Origin of the sequence: Streptomyces sp. Act143, from assembly GCF_003143935.1 — a bacterium.
In the GTDB taxonomy this organism is placed as follows: Bacteria; Actinomycetota; Actinomycetes; order Streptomycetales; family Streptomycetaceae; genus Streptomyces.
On record NZ_QFRX01000001.1, the window covers coordinates 6,163,543 to 6,179,521 of the forward strand.

Below are 15,979 nucleotides of genomic sequence, written 5' to 3' on the forward strand. Positions count from 1 at the left end.
ACAGCCCCCGGCCACCGACCCCAGCGCGGCAATCGGCATGGCGATCGCCACTGTCCTGCGCTTTTGGGGTACTCGTACAGGGGTCTTCCGCACCCAGGGCAGCACCTGGGGCACCGAGCACAGAGGCGGACATGGACTGGCTGAAGAAGCTCCCCGTGGTCGGGTCGGCGGTCACCCGGCTGATGGCCACGCACGCGTGGCGCTCGTACGAGCGGCTGGACCGGGTGAAGTGGACGCGGCTGGCGGCCGCGATGACGTTCATCAGCTTCATCGCGCTGTTCCCGCTGCTGACCGTGGCCGCCGCGATCGCCGCCGCGACCCTCAGCAAGTCGCAGCAGGACGAGCTGCAGAACAAGATCGCCGATCAGGTGCCCGGCATCTCCGACCAGCTGAACATCGACGGTCTGGTGGAGAACGCCGGCACCATCGGGCTCATCGCGGGCGCCCTTCTGCTGTTCACCGGCATCGGCTGGGTCGGCTCCATGCGCGAGTGTCTGCGCGCGGTGTGGGAGCTGCCCGACGAGGAGGTGAACCCGTTCCTGGGCAAGGCCAAGGACACCGGTGTCCTGCTGGGCCTCGGCGGCGCGCTCCTCGTCACGATCGCCGCCTCTGCTGTCGGCTCCGCCATGGTCGGCTGGATCAGCGACCAGATCGGCATCGACCGCGCGGGCTGGGGCGCCGTCCTGCTGCGGACCGCCGCGTTCCTGATCGCCGTGCTCGCCGACTTCCTGCTCCTGCTGTACGTCCTCACCCTGTTGCCCGGCGTCGAACCGACCCGCCGCAGGCTGCTGGTGGCGGCGCTGATCGGCGCGGTCGGGTTCGAGCTGCTGAAGCTGCTGCTGAGCGGCTACATGCAGGGCGTGGCCGGGAAGAGCATGTACGGCGCGTTCGGCGTCCCCGTCGCCCTGCTGCTGTGGATCAACTTCACGTCGAAACTCGTCCTGTTCTGCGCCTCCTGGACGGCGACGCCGAGCAAAGAGGTCGATCTGCCGGAGGTCAGCGACGACGCCGTACGAGATCCGGCAGCGGCCACCGGCGGTTGACCAGGAACGCGCCGGCCGCCAGCAGCACCAGCACGCCGCCGGTGATCGCGAAGGCGGTGCCCATGCCGCCGCCGCCGGAGGAGGCCGTGGCGCTCGCCACCGGCTTGGTGGAGGACCCGCCGCCCGTCACACCGCCCGCCTCGCCGGAGGCCGTGGCACCCGGCTGGGCGGTCGGCTGCGCCGCACTCTTCGGCGGGACCAGCTCGCCCACCGGGGCGACCTTGCCGACGGCCTTGAAGCCCCAGTCGAAGAGTTTCGCGGTCTCCTTGTAGACCTCGTTGTGCTCGTTCTTCTCGGGGTTCATGACGGTGACGAGCAGCACCTTGCCGTTCCGCTCGGCGACGCCGGTGAAGGTGGCGCCCGCGTTGGTGGTGTTGCCGTTCTTCACGCCCGCGATGCCCGGGTAGACGCCGATGTCGGAGTCGGTGCCGGACAGCAGCCGGTTGGTGTTCTGGATCTCGAAGGACTCGCGGACCTTCTTGCCCTTCTTGGTCTTCTTCGTCTCGCCCGGGAACTTCGCGGTGACCGTCGAGCAGTACTCGCGGAAGTCCTTCTTCTGCAGGCCGGAGCGGGCGAACAGCGTCAGGTCGTACGCGCTGGACACCTGGCCCTCGGCGTCGTAGCCGTCCGGGCTGACCACGTGCGTGTCGAGGGCCTGGAGCTCCTCGGCGTGCTCGTTCATCTCCGCGACCGTGTTCTTGACGCCGGCGTTCATCGCGGCCAGTACGTGCACGGCGTCGTTGCCGGAGCGCAGGAAGACCCCCAGCCACAGGTCGTGGACGGTGTAGGTCTCGCCCTCCTTTATGCCGACCATGCTGGAGCCCGCGCCGACGCCCGCCAGGTCGGAGGGGACGACCTTGTGCTCCGTCGTGCTGGGGAACTTCGGCAGGACGGTGTCGGCGAACAGCATCTTCAGGGTGCTCGCCGGGGCCAGCCGCCAGTGCGCGTTGTGCGCGGCGAGCACCTCGCCCGACTCGGCGTCGGAGACGATCCACGACCGCGCGGTGAGGTCCTTGGGCAGCACCGGCACGCCGCTCGCCAGGTTGACCTGGGTCCCGGCCTGCCCGAGCCGGGCGCCGCCGACGGTCGACATGGTCGCGGGCGGGGTGGCCGAGGGAGACGTCGAGGGGCTGGGCGCGGCGAGCACGGGGGCGGCGGTCAGCGCGAGGGACGTCAAAGCGGCGGAAGCGACCAGCAGGGTGCGCCTGGCGGTCTTCTTGGGTGCGGGCACGGTCGGAAACGTACATGCCACCGCTCGCGAAGTCGCATCGCCCTCCCCATCCCGGCCACGGAAGCCGTTCTCCTCGTCCCGGCCGCGGAAGCCGCCCTCCCCACCCCGGCCGAGGAACCGGACGCCCGGCGGAGATACTGGACGTATGAAGCTCAGCCGCCCCGTCTCCTGGTTCCTGCTCGCCTTCGGGGTGTGGAGCTGGGTCATCTGGATCACTTTCGTCAAGAATCTCGTCAAGGACGGCAGCGGGCTCGCGTTCGACGACGCGGGCGACCCGACCGCGTACTTCTGGGTGCACCTGCTGCTCGCCGTCGTTTCCTTCGTATTGGGGACGGTCGTCGGGCTCATCGGGTTGCGCGGGGTGCGCGCATTGCGCCAGACGTCATAGCGGACCAGTACTCCGCAATCGACAACAAAGGGATACGACTTCGTGGTCATCGTCTTCGCCGTGCTCGCCCTGGCCGTCCTGGTGACCGCCAACTGGTACCTGTGGCGCCGGTTGTTCCGTGACACGACCAGTGGCCCGGGATGGGTGCGGCGGGCGGGCGCGGCGGTCGTCGCCGGTGGCTGGCTGCTGGCGATCGGCGCCCTCGTGGGCGAGCGCACCGGCGCCCCCTTCTGGCTCCAGCAGGCCCTCGCCTGGCCCGGCTTCCTGTGGCTCGCGCTGTCGATCTACCTGCTGCTCGGCGTGGTGGCGGGTGAGGCCGTACGACCGCTGCTGCGCCGTTTCCTGGAGCGACGGGACCGGCGCAGGGCGCCCGCCGCCCCTGTCGTCGTACCCCGGCCGGAAACCGTACCGGCGGGCACGGCGCCGGAAGAGCCCGCCGGGGAGCAACCGGCGGCGCCGGCGTCCGCCCGTCTCCTTCCCGCCCCCTCCCGCCGCCTCTTCGTCTCCCGCGTGGTTGGCGGCGCCGCCGCCGCGGTCGCGGTCGGGACCGTCGGCTACGGCACGTACGGCGTGCTGCGCGGGCCCAGGGTGAGGCGGGTCACCGTGCCGCTGGCCAAACTGCCGCGCGCGGCGCACGGGTTCAGGATCGCGGTGGTCAGCGACATCCACCTCGGCCCCGTCCTCGGCCGCGGCTTCGCGCAGACGGTCGTGGACACCATCAACTCCACGCAGCCCGACCTGGTCGCCGTCGTCGGCGACCTGGTGGACGGCAGCGTGAAGGACCTCGGCCCGGCGGCGGCCCCGCTGTCGCGGCTGAAGGCGCCGGCCTACTTCGTCACCGGCAACCACGAGTACTTCTCCGGCGCCGCACAGTGGGTCGAGGAGGTGCGCCGCCTCGGACTGCTCCCCCTGGAGAACGCCCGTACCGAGCTGCCGTACTTCGACCTCGCGGGGGTCAACGACATCGCCGGGGAGAGCGAGGGCCAGGGGCCCGACTTCGCCAAGGCGCTGGGCGACCGTGACACCACGCGCGCGTGCGTGCTCCTCGCCCACCAGCCGGTGCAGATCCACGACGCCGTCGAGCACGGCGTCGACCTCCAGCTCTCCGGTCACACCCACGGCGGCCAGCTCTGGCCCGGCAACCTCATCGCCGAGGCCGCCAACCCGACCGTCGCGGGCCTGGAGCGCTACGGCGACACCCAGCTCTACGTCAGCCGCGGCGCGGGCGCCTGGGGGCCGCCCACGCGCGTGGGCGCGCCCTCGGACATCACGGTGATCGAGTTGGCGTCCCGACAGGCGTGATGACCTCGGGCGGCGCCGGTTCGCAACCATGCGCGGCGGACTCTGTGCGAGCCCTGTGAAACTCTTCGGTAACACCTTGCGGCAATGACTTTCTCAACTCTCAAGATCCCTCTTCCCCCGGAGAAACCCGTGTGATTAGGTGAGCCGCGCCGCTAGGGGAGTGGCATATGCGCTTGGGGGCCGTCAGGGGCCCGGGGAAGGAAACCGATGCGATCAGTTCGCATACGGATTCTCGCGACGCTGCTCGTGCTGGCGGCCGTGGGAGTGGGCGGCTGGCAGTTGATGCCGTCGCAGGAGGACACGAGCAAGACCATCAAGGTCGGGACGTCGGACGTCGTCACGTCCCTCGACCCGGCCGGCGCCTACGACGCCGGCTCCTGGGCCCTGTTCAGCAACGTCTTCCAGTCGCTGCTGACTTTCGAGTCGGGCGGCGCCAAACCGGTGCCGGACGCGGCGGAGAGCTGTGAGTGGGTGGGCGGCGGACTCAAGACGTACCGCTGTGAGCTGCGCGAGGGCCTCGAGTTCCCGGGCGGGCGCGCGATGACCGCCGAGGACGTCAAGTACTCCTTCGACCGTGTCAAGAAGATCAAGTCGGACGTCGGCCCGGCCTCCCTCCTCGACACCCTCAAGTCGGTGACGGCCAAGGGGCTGACGGTCACCTTCCACCTCTCCTCCGCGGACGCCACCTTCCCGTTCAAGGTCGCCACCGGAGCGGGCTCGATCGTCGACCGCACCAAGTACCCGGCGGACGCCCTGCGCACCGACAACGGCGTCGACGGCACCGGCCCGTACGAGCTGACGTCGTACACGAAGAACGAGAAGGCCGGCCTCACGCCCAGCAGCCGCTACAAGGGCGCGGTCAGGGACGCCGGGCAGCCCGTCGAGCTGCTCTACTACAAGGACGCCGACGCGCTCGACGCGGCCTGGAAGGACCGGCAGATCGACGTGGCCACCCGCCAGCTGCCGCCCAAGGTGCTGGCCGCGCTGAACCCGAGCGACCCCTCGACGCGGGTCTCCGAGGCCGACAGCTCCGAGGTCCGCAACCTCTACCTGAACACCCGCTCCTCCTCGCCGCTGCACGAGACCAAGGTCCGGCAGGCGATGGCCTGGCTGATCGACCGCGAGCGGCTGGCCGCCACGGTCTACGAGGGGACCGTCGACCCGCTCTACTCGCTGATCCCGGCGGGCATCACCGGCCACACCACGGCGTTCTTCGACGCCTACGCCAAGCAGAGCACCGCCAAGGCGCGCGCCCTGCTCACCGAGGCGGGGGTCTCGCTGCCGGTGAAGTTCACCTACGGGTACGCCACCGGCCGCGGCGCCGCCGACAAGGAGGCTGCGGAGCTCAAGCGGCAGCTGGAGGACGGCGGCCTGTTCAAGGTGACGCTCAAGCCGTACGAATGGACCGCCTTCCAGAAGGCGTGGGCCACCGGCAAGCTCGACGCCTACGCGGTGGGCTGGGTCGCCGACTTCCCCGACCCGGACACCTACGGCGGACCGCTCGTCGGCAGCGACGGCACCATGAACACCGGGTACAGCAGCCCCGAGGTCGACCGTCTGATCCAGGCCAGTCAGCAGCATGCCGACCGCGGTGACGCCGCGGAGGACTTCCGGTCGATGCAGGACGCCGTCGCGCGCGATGTTCCGGTCATTCCGCTCTGGCAGGCCAAGGAGTACGTCGTGAGCAGCGAGGACGTCGGTGGTGGCCAGTACCTTTCGGACGGTACGGGTGTTTTCCGGCTCTGGCGTCTCAACTGGATCTGACGCGAACTCGCGCCCTGGGGATTCGCCCGAGTGACGCGGGGGTAGCCGCCCGACGCAGCACCATGTGACGGAGGTGTGTGCGGGGTGAGGAGCAAACGTGTTGAGACGCAACTCCTTCCGGCTGCCCCGGCATCCGGCTTCCGTCGGTCTGGCCCGGCGCCGGGTCCGGGACCATCTGGCCGACTGGGGCCACGGCGATGACGACCCGGCGCTCGCGGACACGGTGCTGCTGGTGTCCGAGCTGACCACCAACGTCGTCCGTCACGGGCCGCTGCTGGAGCGCGAGTTCGAGGTCGCGGTGACCGCCCTCGCCGACGGCTCCTGCCTCATAGAGGTCTCCGACGAGGGCCGGCTGGAGCCACGGCTGCGGCTGGTGGGCGAGTGGGAGGAGTCCGGCCGCGGACTGCACCTGGTGGAGAACCTCGCCGCCGCGTGGGGCGTGTGGAGCCGCGGCCGGCACGGCCAGACGGTATGGGCCCTGGTCATGGCCGACGCGTGACTCGTATGACGGGCTCACGCGGCCGGTTGCGGACGACCGCGGCTTCAAGCCGGTAGGGGACGACCGCGGCTGCAAGCCGGTGGCGGGCGACCTCGGCTGCAATCCGATGGCGGGCGATCGCGGCCTGCAAGGGGAGCAGCGCCCCTCCCGCGGCTGCTCAGGCATCCGTCGCCGCTTCCGCGCTCGCTCAGGGAGCCGGTGCCGCTTCCGCGCTCGCTCAAAGAGCCGTCGCCGCTTCCCCGCCCCCTCAAGGCCGCGCAGGCAGCATCACCGTCACCGCCAGCCCCTCGCCCGGTGCTGTCCGGACCGTCACCCGGCCGCCGTGCGCCTGGACGACGCCCTGCACGATCGCCAGGCCGAGCCCGCTGCCCGCGCCCCCGCCGGCCCGGAAGAACCGGTCGAAGACCCGCGCCGCGTCCTCCTCGCCCAGGCCGGGCCCGTCGTCGGAGACGCACAGCCGTACGGCGCCGTAGGCCCGCTCCACCTTCAGCCGCACCGGCACATCGGCCGGCGTGTGTGTGCGGACGTTGCCCACCAGGTTGCCCAGGACCTGTCTGAGACCGGCCTCGTCGGCATGCACCAGCAGCACCCCGTCGGCGTCGACACTGATCGGCCGCCCCGGCTGCTGCACCCGCAGGTCCTCGGCCGCGTCCCGCACCAGCCGGGTCAGGTCGACGTTGCGGAAGCGCAGCTCGGGCTGCTGGTCGAGGCGGGCGAGCGTGAGCAGTTCGTCCACCAGGCGTCCCATCCGGTCGGCCTCGGCCATCACCCGCCCCCACGCCCTCTTGCGCTCCTCCGGGTCCTGGAGCATCCCCTGGTCGTACAGCTGGAGGTAGCCGCGTATCGCGGACAGCGGCGTGCGCAGCTCGTGCGAGGCGTCCGCGACGAAGCGGCGCAGCTGGGCGGCGCTGTGCTCGCGCGTGCGGTACGCCGACTCCACCTGGTGCAGCATGGAGTTGAGGGCGGTGCGCAGCTGCTCGACCTCCAGGGTGGCCTCCCGGCTGGAGGGGACCCGCCGGGTCAGATCACCCTCGGCGATCGCCGAGGAGGTCTCCACCATGTCCTCCAGCGGCCGCATCCGGCGCCGCACGCTGAACATGGTCAGACAGGCCAGCAGCGCCAGCAGCAGGCTGCCGATGGCGAGGTCGAGCCTGACGGCCTTGCCGATGCCCTTGTGGACGGCCTCGGTGGAGGTGGCGAGCAGGATGTACGTGCCGTCGGTGAGCCGCGTGGCGGTGGCCCGGTAGGCGTCGCCGCGCACCTGGATGTCGTGCGGCTCGGTGTCGGCGGCCAGCGCGCGCGGGTCGTCCACCACGGCCGCGAGATCCTTCTGGAGGTCGCTCGGGGTGAGGTCGCCCATCGAGACCGTGTCGCCCCGCGCGTCGACGACGCTGAGGATCTGATCCGGCCGCGCCTCCCCGTCGTCCTGCTGGAGGAACCTCTCCCGGACGATCGCCAGCGCGCTCAGATCGTCGATCATCTGCATCGTCAGCCGCGAACTGCTCAGCGTCTCGCGGGTCTTGGCCAGCTCCGAGTCGATCTGGTCGAGCAGGTAGTACCGCATGCCCATCACGCTCACGGCGGTCGCCGCGACGATGCCGAGCGCCAGCAGCGCCACGTTGGCCAGCGTCAGCTTGGCGCGCAGCGAATGGATGCCGCGCCGGCAGCCCAGGGACCTGAGCCTCATGCCAGGCCGTATCCGACACCGCGCCGCGTGGTGATCAGCGGCGGTCCCAGGGTGTCCAGCTTGCGCCGCAGATAGCTGATGTAGGTCTCCACGACGGTCGACTCGGGCGGGGTGTGCTCGTACTGCCAGACATGGCGCAGGAGTTGCTCCTTGGGCACGATCCGGCCGCCGTTGCGCACCAGGAAGCGCAGCAGCGCGTACTCGGTGGGGGTGAGCTCGACCGAGCGGCCGGCGCGGTGCACCGAGTACGTCGTCTCGTCCAGCTCCAGGTCGCCGTAGCGCAGCAGGGGCCGCTGCGGCAGGACGTCGGCGGGGCGGGTGCGGCGCAGCACGGCGGTGATCCGGGCGACGACCTCGTCGATGTTGAACGGCTTGGTGATGTAGTCGTCGCCGAAGCCGAGGGCGCCGACGACCTCGGCGGGGGAGTCCCGGGCGGTGAGGAAGACCAGCGCCAGGTCCGGTCGCTCGGCGCGCAGCTGCCGCCCGAGGGCGCGACCGTCGCCGTCGGGGAGCATCACGTCGAGCAGCGCCGCGTCGGGCCGGGTGCGCTCGGCGAGCGTCAGGGCCTCGCGGACGGTGCCCGCGACCATCACCTCGAACCGGTGGTAGCGCAGCGCGATGGCGAGGACGTCCGCGATGCTCTCCTCGTCCTCCACGACCAGCACGGTGCCTGGAGCCGTCGTCATGCCCCCCAGTATCGGCGGCCCCACTGACAGCCGGGCCGGTTCGCCCTTTGGAGTTCCTTGAGAGTCGGTCGGGGTCGGTGTCCCCGCGCGCGTGCCGCCGCCAGTCTTGTGCCCAGGACCTGGGGGACCGACCGACAACCGACTGGGGAGTGTTGAACGTGGCGGCATTGGCACGGTGGTGCTATCGGCACCGGCTGGTGGTCCTGTTCTTGTGGGTGGGGGCGTTGTTCGGGCTCGGGGCGGCCGGTTCGGCCGCGGGCACCGACTACGCGAACGTCTTCTCGCTGCCGGACACGGATTCCAAGACCGCGTACGACCTGATGACGAAGGCCTTCCCGCAGAGCGCGGGCGACACCGACACGGTGGTGTGGAAGGTCGACGAGGGGTCGGTACGGGACGAGTCCGTACGGTCCCGCATCGAGCCCGCGCTGAAGGAGATCGCGGCGATGAAGGGCGTCGGTGAGGTCACCGACCCGTACGCGTCCGGCGGCGCCGGGCAGATCAGCCGCGACGGGCGGATCGCGTACGCCCAGGTCACCTTCGCCGAGCAGGCGAACGCGGTGCCCAAGGAGCTGATCGAGGACGTCGTCGACACCGCGCAGGCCGCGGAACGGGACGGTCTCCAGGTCGAGCTGGGCGGCCAGGCGATCGCCCGCACCCAGGAGCCCCCGCAGGGCACCGCCGAGCTCGTCGGCATCGTCGCCGCCGCGATCGTGCTCTTCCTGGCCTTCGGCTCGCTCTTCGCGATGCTGCTGCCCCTCGTCGTGGCCATCGCGGCCCTCGGCACCGGCCTGATGGCGACCTCGCTGCTCAGCCATGTCACCGACGTGCCCGAAGTCGCCCCGCTGCTCGGCTCGTTGATCGGCCTCGGCGTCGGCATCGACTACGCCCTGTTCATCGTCACCCGGCACCGCCGCGGCATCCTGCGCGGCATGAAGCCGGAGGACGCGGCCGTCACCGCCCTCAACACCTCGGGCCGGGCGGTGCTGTTCGCGGGCGGTACGGTCTGCATCGCGCTCGCCGGCATGCTCGTGATGAACATGCGGTTCCTGGACGGTGTGGTCATCGCGACCTCGCTGACCGTCGTCCTGAGCGTGCTGGCGGCGACCACCCTGCTGCCCGCCCTCCTCGGCTTCCTCGGCATGCGGGTCCTCAGCCGCAAGCAGCGCCGCCGCCTCGCCGCGAACGGCCCCGAGTCGGCGGAGGCCAGCGGGCTCGCGGCGCGCTGGTCGTCGTACGTCCAGAAGCGCCCGCGCTCCATAGCCGCGGCGGCCTTCGTGGTGATGGCGGTGCTGGCGCTGCCGGTGCTGTCGATCCGGCTCGGCGCCACCGACCAAGGCAACCACCAGGAGTCGCAGACCACCCGGCAGGCCTACGACCTGCTCGCCGAGGGCTTCGGCCCCGGATTCAACGGCCCGCTCCAGGTGGTCGTCGAGAAGGGCGACGCCCAGGCCCTCGCGACGACCATCAAGTCCACCGAGGGCGTCGCCCAGGTCGCCGCCGCCCCGCCCACCAACGGCATCTCCGTCATCCAGGTCGTCCCGACGACGTCACCGCAGTCGGAGAAGACCGACCAGCTCATCGACCGGCTGCGCGACGACGTGATCCCGGCGTCCGGCGCCGAGGCCCACGTCGGCGGTGTGACAGCCGTCTTCAAGGACTTCGCGGCCGTCACCGGCGACCGGCTGCCCTACTTCGTCGCCACCATCATCGGCCTCGGCTTCCTGCTCCTGCTGGTCGCCTTCCGCTCGCTGGTGGTGCCGCTGACGGCGGCCCTGATGAACCTCATCGCGGCGGCCGCGTCCTTCGGCGTGCTGGTGGCGATCTTCCAGTGGGGCTGGGGCACGGAGCTCATCGGCATCGGCAAGGAGGGCCCGATCACGGCGTTCCTGCCGGTCATCATGCTCTCGCTGCTCTTCGGCCTCTCCATGGACTACCAGGTGTTCCTGGTGAGCCGGATGCACGAGGAGTGGGTGCACACGCGCGACAACGCGCGCGCGGTGCGCGTGGGCCTCGCCGAGACCAGCCGGGTCATCAACTGCGCCGCCCTGATCATGATCTGCGTGTTCTCCGCGTTCGTCCTCAGCGGTGACATGGAGGGCGCCATGGCGGGCATCGGCCTCGCCGCCGCCGTCGCCCTGGACGCGTTCATCCTGCGTACGGCGCTGGTGCCGGCCGCGATGCACCTGCTCGGCAAGTCCAACTGGTGGCTGCCGGAGGGCCTGGAGAAGCGGCTGCCGCACCTGGCGGTGGAGCCCAAGGAGGACGACGAGCCGGCCCCGGCGGGGGCGGAGGGCGACGGCCCGGCCTCCGCCGTCCACGGCTTCGTCCGGAACGCCGACGGCGAGGCCGTGGAGGGCGCGGCGGTGACGCTGCTCTCGCGCGGCGGACGGCAGCTGGACCGGGTGGTGTCGCTGGCCGACGGCTCCTACATCGTGTCGGTCCCTGCCCCGGGCACGTACCTCCTGGCGGCCACGGCGGCCGCGTACGGCTCACGCGCAGGTCACGTGGTCGTCGGGGACGGGCCGCTGGTGTACGACGTGGAACTGGCCGAGGGCGAGGTCGACGCCGTCAACTGAGGTGACCGCTACGGGTTCCTGCCGGGGGCGGGCAGCATCTTCGTCATCCCCGGCAGGAAGTCCGTGAACAGCTCGTGCACCTCCCGCACGAGCGGCCGCAGCACCCGGAACCGGGCCAGCGCGACGCCGCGCGCGGTCAGCCGGGCCCCGCGCTCCGCGAGCCGGTAGCTGCGCTCCCGCCCCGGGGTCCGGTCGAAGATCCAATACAGCACGAGCCCCATCTGGGCCAGCCACATCAGCTCCGGCAGCACGTCCCGCAGCTCCTCCGGCACCTTCGTCCTGGTACCGGCCAGCACCTGGCGGTGGACCGAGACGGCTTCCACGCGCGCGTGCTCCGACTCCTCGGAGAACGGGCTGAGCGGACTGTCGGGGTCGGCGGCGTTCTTGAAGAACTGCACCGCGAACTCGTGGTACGGCGTGGCGATGTCCAGCCACGCCCGCAGCACCCCGGCGAGCCGCGCCTCCAGGTCGGTCTCCCGCGCCAGGACCTCCCGGACCGCCACCTGGTGCTCGGCGGCGATCCGGTCGTAGAAGCCCTGGATCAGGTGCTCCTTGCCCTCGAAGTAGTAGTACGCGTTGCCGACGGAGACCCCGGCCTCCTTGGCGATGGCCCGCATGGTCGTCTTGTCGTAGCCGCGCTCCTGGAACAGCCGCATGGCGGTCTCCAGGATGAGGGCGCGGGTCTGCTCGGATTTGCTGGACGGCGTGCCGCCGCCGTCGGCTGCTGCGTTCTCTGCGGTCTCTTCGTTCTTCGCGGGCACGGTACGAGAGCCTAAAGGCACCCGCGTCACGGCCTGCGGCCGAGCTCCGGCCGCTTGGTGTAGTCGGTGAACCCCAGGACGTTGCCCCAGGGGTCGGCGACCTCGACGGTCCACCCGGTGGCCACGGAGAACGGCTCGTCCAGCAGCGCGACGCCGGCGCCCCGCAGCTCCCGGGCGGCCGTGCGCGCGTCCGCCACCTCCAGCCACACGCGCGGGGACGGCCACGGCGGCGGGCGGTGCCCGAGCGCCTCCTCCTGCCGGAGCAGGATGCCGGGCGTCTCGCCCCCGACCTTCAGCAGCGCGATCCCGGCCTCGTCGAGCCGGAACCCGACCGTGAACCCGGCGCGTTCGTAGAAGCCGACCGCCTCGCCGAGGTCCCCGACGGGCAGCAGCACATTGTCGAAACCGAGCAGTTCGTACGACTCGTCATCTGACATGCGATCAGATTAGGTGCGGGAATGACGGTTGCCGGGCGTCCCGCCCACGAGGTCACTCATTGGGCCGAGAAAGCACGCGCCGCGTCGGTACGCTGTGCCCTCGCCAGAGCCGTACGAAAGAGGGGGCGGGGATGGTTCCGGGAGCAGAGGGCTTCTTCCACGAGACGCGGGCGGCGTTCGCCGGGGCCGCGCGCAGACTGGCACTGGAGGGGCCGGTGGACGAGACCGCGGACCGGCACCTGGCCGTGGTGACGTACACCGGCGCCGACGTGCGCTACAAGGCCGTCCTCGGGCTGTGGGCAGGGGATGTCGAGATACACGTCTGCCGGGACGCCGGGGCCACCGAGTGCAAGGTCGGCGTCGAGAAGCTGGCGCGGGCCGCGGGGATCGCGGGGAGCCGGCGGGAGGCGTCCTTCGGCGCGCGCAGCCTCCGCCAGCTGCGGAAGTCCCTGACCAGCCAGGTGCGTTACGTCGAACTCGTCCACCCGCTGGTCACCGTGGAGCTGATGCGGGCGGCCGGGGCACGGGAGTGGAGCCGGCCGCTGGTGCGGTGAGCCACCGGCGCGCAGGGCGTTGTCAGTGGCGGGTCGTACTGTCGGCGGCATGGGATTCGTGACGTTCGTCGACGAGACGACAAGCGGGGGCCGCAGCGACGGCTGGGGGCTGGAGATCACCGAAGAGCGGCTCAGCGTCCGTGAGTTGATCCGCCGCCGGGTCTTCCAGGAGGTCGCCGAGTACAACGCGCGCACACCCGAGGTCTTCCAGGGCCTGGTACAGCCCGAGAACACCGAGCGCGTGCTGAACGGCTACGCGCTGCGCACCCCCCGCCGCATAGACCCCGAGAAGCAGACGGCCCTGGCGCTGAAGGCGTTCGCGGGCAACGGCTTCCTGGTGCTGGTCGGCGACCGCCAGGTGACGGAGCTCGACGAGGAGGTCGAGCTGGGCCTGTCGACCGAGGTCACGTTCCTCAAGCTCGTGGCGCTGGTGGGTGGCTGATGACCGAGTCGACCGAGAGGCGCGCCGAGCTGATCCGGGAGGTCCTCGCCCTGATCGCGGCCGAGGACGCCGAGCGCCTGGTGCCGCCGCTGCTGGAACTCGCCGACCTGGTGGGAGGCCCCTGGGGCGGGCCCGAGCAGCAGGTCCTCCGGGCGCTGAATGTCGTCGAACCGCCGTTCCGGCCCGTGCTGATGCACCGCTTGGCCGAGCGGTACTTCGCACTGGACCAGGGGGCGGACGGCCGCCGGCACATCGTTCTGATGCTGATCAACCTGCGGAGCAGGACGACGGACGTCGACCACCCGCAGGACCTGCGCCCCGTCCTGATGGCCCTGCTCTCCGAGCAGGAGGCACACCACGACGTGACCCTGCTCCTCCGGCTCACCGAACTGGAACTGGCCGACGGCAACGAACTCCCGGGCGACTTCGTCGCGCTGGTCCGCCGGACGCGGCTGACGTCGTGGAGCGGAAAGGAGCGCCTGGCCGCCTTGGTCGCGAAGCTCACCCACCCCGTGGTGAACCCGGGAGAGGCATGGTCCGACCAGGCCCTGGCCGACCTGACAGGTCTCGACGAGGGCTGGACCCGTCTCGTCGCCCACGCGGTCACGGCCACCGCCGCCCGCCCTTCCGCCCGGTGGGAGAAGACCGGACGGGAGCTCATCGCGGCCGTCGGCCCGGAGCCGGTCCGGGAACGCCTGACGGACTGGCTGCGCCTGGTGGGACGCCCCCGCACCCGCCCCCTGCTCGTCTCACCGTGGGGAGCCGACCCCAACGCCACCTTCGACCCGTTCAACGCGGACGCGCTGCGCGGCCTCGCCTGGCTGGTCTCCTTCCTGCCCCCGCACCCCGACACCGCCCGCACCCTGGGCGCCCTCGTCGAGACCGCGCTCAGGAAGGTCCCCGGCCTGGGCCCGGTCAACCCCAAGGTCGCCAACGCCGCTGTCACCGCCCTCGCCCGCATCGACAGCGGGGAGGCCCTCGCCGAACTGGCCCGCCTGGCCACCCGGGTCACCTACAAGGGCACGCTGAAGCTGCTCGACACTTCGCTCGACGCGCGCGCCGAGGCCATGGGCCTCAGCCGCGAGGAGATCGAGGAACTGGCCGTCCCCGCCTACGGGTTGACCGAAGTGGGCCGCGCCGAACACCGCCTCGGCGAGGTCACGGCGACGGTCGAGGTCCATGGCGCGAAGGCGACGCTGACCTGGCGCAACGCCACCGGAAAGGCCGTGCGGAGCGTCCCGGCCGGCGTCCGCCGCGACCACCCCGAGGAGCTCAAGGAGCTCAAGGCGGCCGTCAAGGACATCGACAAGATGCTCTCCGCCCAGAGCGAGCGCCTGGACCGCCAGTTCGTGGCCCGCCGCGCCTGGTCCTACGCCGCCTGGCGCGAGCGCTACCTCGACCACCCCCTCGTCGGCACCCTCGCCCGCCGCCTCCTGTGGACGGTCGACGGCACCACGGTCGGCTTCGCCGACGGCGCCCTGCGCACCCTCACCGACGACCCGGTCCACAGCGGCACCGAGGTCACGCTCTGGCACCCCGTCGGCCACGAACCCGCCGAGATCGTCGCCTGGCGCGACTGGCTGGAACGCCACGGCATCACCCAGCCGTTCAAGCAGGCCCACCGCGAGGTCTATCTGCTCACCGACGCGGAACGCGCGACGGGCACCTACTCCAACCGCTTCGCCGCGCACTACCTCCGCCAGCACCAGTTCCACGCCCTGGCGGCGGTCCGCGGCTGGCGCAACAAGCTGCGCCTGAGCGTGGACGACGAAGCGCCGCCGGCCACCCGCGAACTGCCCGCGTGGGGCCTGCGCGCCGAGTACTGGATCGAGGGCGACGGCGGCGAGAACCACGAGGACCTCACGGACTCCGGCAGCTTCCTCCGCCTGCGTACCGACCAGGTCCGCTTCTACCCGATCGACGCCCCGGAGAACTCCGCGCACTGCTGCGGCGGCGAGTACAGCATGTGGCTGCGCGACGGAGCGGCCCCGGTCGACCCCCTGCCCCTGACGGAGATCCCGCCCCTGGTCCTGTCCGAAGTCCTGCGGGACGTGGACCTGTTCGTCGGCGTCGCGAGCGTCGGCAACGACCCGACCTGGCAGGACGGCGGCCCCGGCGGCCGCTTCCGGGAGTACTGGACGTCGTACGGCTTCGGCGAACTGGGCGCGAGCGCCGAGACCCGCCGGGCCCTGCTGGAACGCCTGATACCGAGGCTGGCGATAGCCGACCGCTGCACCCTGGAGGGCCGCTTCCTCCAGGTCAAGGGCGACCGCCACACGTACAAGATCCACCTCGGCTCGGGCAACATCCTGCGCACCCCGAACGACCAGTACCTGTGCATCGTCCCGAAGTCCGACCCGGCCGCCCCGCAGGCCGGTTACCTCCCCTACGAGGGCGACCGCATGCTCGCGGTCATCCTCAGCAAGGCGATGATGCTGGCCGCCGACACGAAGATCACGGACCGGACGATCCTGAGCCAGCTGTAGACGCGAGAGGACCCCGCCTCCGGCGCGAACCGGAAGCGGGGCCCTCACAAGCCGTACGGCAAGCCGTACCGGGCGATACCGAGCGATACCGGGCGATACCGAGCAGTACCGAGCAGTACC

14 protein-coding genes are annotated in these 15,979 nt (G+C 71.3%); 9 read left to right on the forward strand and 5 right to left on the reverse strand.

Annotation, left to right across the window (positions count from 1 at the left end):
• Nucleotides 1-131: 131 nt before the first annotated feature.
• Nucleotides 132-1,043 (forward strand): YihY/virulence factor BrkB family protein, encoded by a 912-nt coding sequence (locus DI272_RS28145; protein ID WP_109498015.1) that lies wholly within the window; start codon nucleotides 132-134, stop codon nucleotides 1,041-1,043.
• Here the strand turns inward: DI272_RS28145 and DI272_RS28150 are convergent.
• Nucleotides 997-2,481: a DUF5136 domain-containing protein gene (locus DI272_RS28150; protein WP_258314703.1), complete on the reverse strand. Its 1,485-nt coding sequence runs from the start codon at nucleotides 2,479-2,481 to the stop codon at nucleotides 997-999. The two genes, DI272_RS28145 and DI272_RS28150, sit on opposite strands and share 47 nt — an antisense overlap.
• On the opposite strand from DI272_RS28150, the gene DI272_RS45540 reads away from it, so the two are divergent.
• From DI272_RS45540 to DI272_RS28165, 4 genes are all read left to right on the forward strand, one after another.
• Complete coding sequence (locus tag DI272_RS45540; protein ID WP_194081424.1) at nucleotides 2,420-2,662, forward strand: SCO4848 family membrane protein; 243 nt, start codon at nucleotides 2,420-2,422, stop codon at nucleotides 2,660-2,662. The two genes, DI272_RS28150 and DI272_RS45540, sit on opposite strands and share 62 nt — an antisense overlap.
• Before the next feature lie 42 nt (nucleotides 2,663-2,704).
• Complete coding sequence (locus tag DI272_RS28155) at nucleotides 2,705-3,964, forward strand: metallophosphoesterase (RefSeq protein WP_109498017.1); 1,260 nt, start codon at nucleotides 2,705-2,707, stop codon at nucleotides 3,962-3,964.
• A 207-nt stretch (nucleotides 3,965-4,171) separates the two neighbouring features.
• Complete coding sequence (locus DI272_RS28160; RefSeq protein ID WP_109498018.1) at nucleotides 4,172-5,728, forward strand: ABC transporter substrate-binding protein; 1,557 nt, start codon at nucleotides 4,172-4,174, stop codon at nucleotides 5,726-5,728.
• A 97-nt stretch (nucleotides 5,729-5,825) separates the two neighbouring features.
• Nucleotides 5,826-6,227, forward strand: coding sequence for an ATP-binding protein (locus DI272_RS28165; protein ID WP_109498019.1), 402 nt, complete (start codon nucleotides 5,826-5,828; stop codon nucleotides 6,225-6,227).
• Nucleotides 6,228-6,474: 247 nt separating this feature from the next.
• Here DI272_RS28165 and DI272_RS28170 read toward each other — a convergent pair whose 3' ends face one another.
• Entirely contained in the window at nucleotides 6,475-7,914 is a 1,440-nt protein-coding gene (locus tag DI272_RS28170; RefSeq protein ID WP_109498020.1) for a cell wall metabolism sensor histidine kinase WalK, read from the reverse strand.
• Entirely contained in the window at nucleotides 7,911-8,600 is a 690-nt protein-coding gene (locus tag DI272_RS28175) for a response regulator transcription factor (protein ID WP_109501073.1), read from the reverse strand. Before DI272_RS28175 ends, DI272_RS28170 begins: the two co-directional genes overlap by 4 nt.
• A 167-nt stretch (nucleotides 8,601-8,767) precedes the next feature.
• On the opposite strand from DI272_RS28175, the gene DI272_RS28180 reads away from it, so the two are divergent.
• Nucleotides 8,768-11,179 carry an MMPL family transporter gene (locus DI272_RS28180; RefSeq protein WP_109498021.1) on the forward strand — a complete coding sequence of 804 codons (2,412 nt, stop codon included), beginning with the start codon at nucleotides 8,768-8,770 and terminating at the stop codon, nucleotides 11,177-11,179.
• A gap of 8 nt (nucleotides 11,180-11,187) precedes the next feature.
• On the opposite strand, the gene DI272_RS28185 is transcribed toward DI272_RS28180, so the two are convergent.
• Both DI272_RS28185 and DI272_RS28190 read right to left on the reverse strand, forming a co-directional pair.
• A complete protein-coding gene (locus DI272_RS28185) occupies nucleotides 11,188-11,940 on the reverse strand; it encodes a TetR/AcrR family transcriptional regulator (RefSeq protein WP_109498022.1) in 753 nt (250 codons plus the stop codon).
• Between the two features lie 26 nt (nucleotides 11,941-11,966).
• Nucleotides 11,967-12,377, reverse strand: coding sequence for a VOC family protein (locus DI272_RS28190; RefSeq protein WP_109498023.1), 411 nt, complete (start codon nucleotides 12,375-12,377; stop codon nucleotides 11,967-11,969).
• A 131-nt stretch (nucleotides 12,378-12,508) separates the two neighbouring features.
• On the opposite strand from DI272_RS28190, the gene DI272_RS28195 reads away from it, so the two are divergent.
• From DI272_RS28195 to DI272_RS28205, 3 genes are read left to right on the forward strand one after another with little or no spacing between them, the layout of a single operon-like run.
• Nucleotides 12,509-12,931 (forward strand): hypothetical protein, encoded by a 423-nt coding sequence (locus DI272_RS28195; RefSeq protein WP_109498024.1) that lies wholly within the window; start codon nucleotides 12,509-12,511, stop codon nucleotides 12,929-12,931.
• A gap of 49 nt (nucleotides 12,932-12,980) precedes the next feature.
• Nucleotides 12,981-13,373, forward strand: coding sequence for a hypothetical protein (locus tag DI272_RS28200; RefSeq protein ID WP_109498025.1), 393 nt, complete (start codon nucleotides 12,981-12,983; stop codon nucleotides 13,371-13,373).
• Entirely contained in the window at nucleotides 13,373-15,859 is a 2,487-nt protein-coding gene (locus tag DI272_RS28205; protein WP_109498026.1) for a DUF4132 domain-containing protein, read from the forward strand. The genes DI272_RS28200 and DI272_RS28205 overlap by 1 nt, the downstream gene beginning before the upstream one ends.
• The last annotated feature ends 120 nt before the right edge of the window (nucleotides 15,860-15,979 follow it).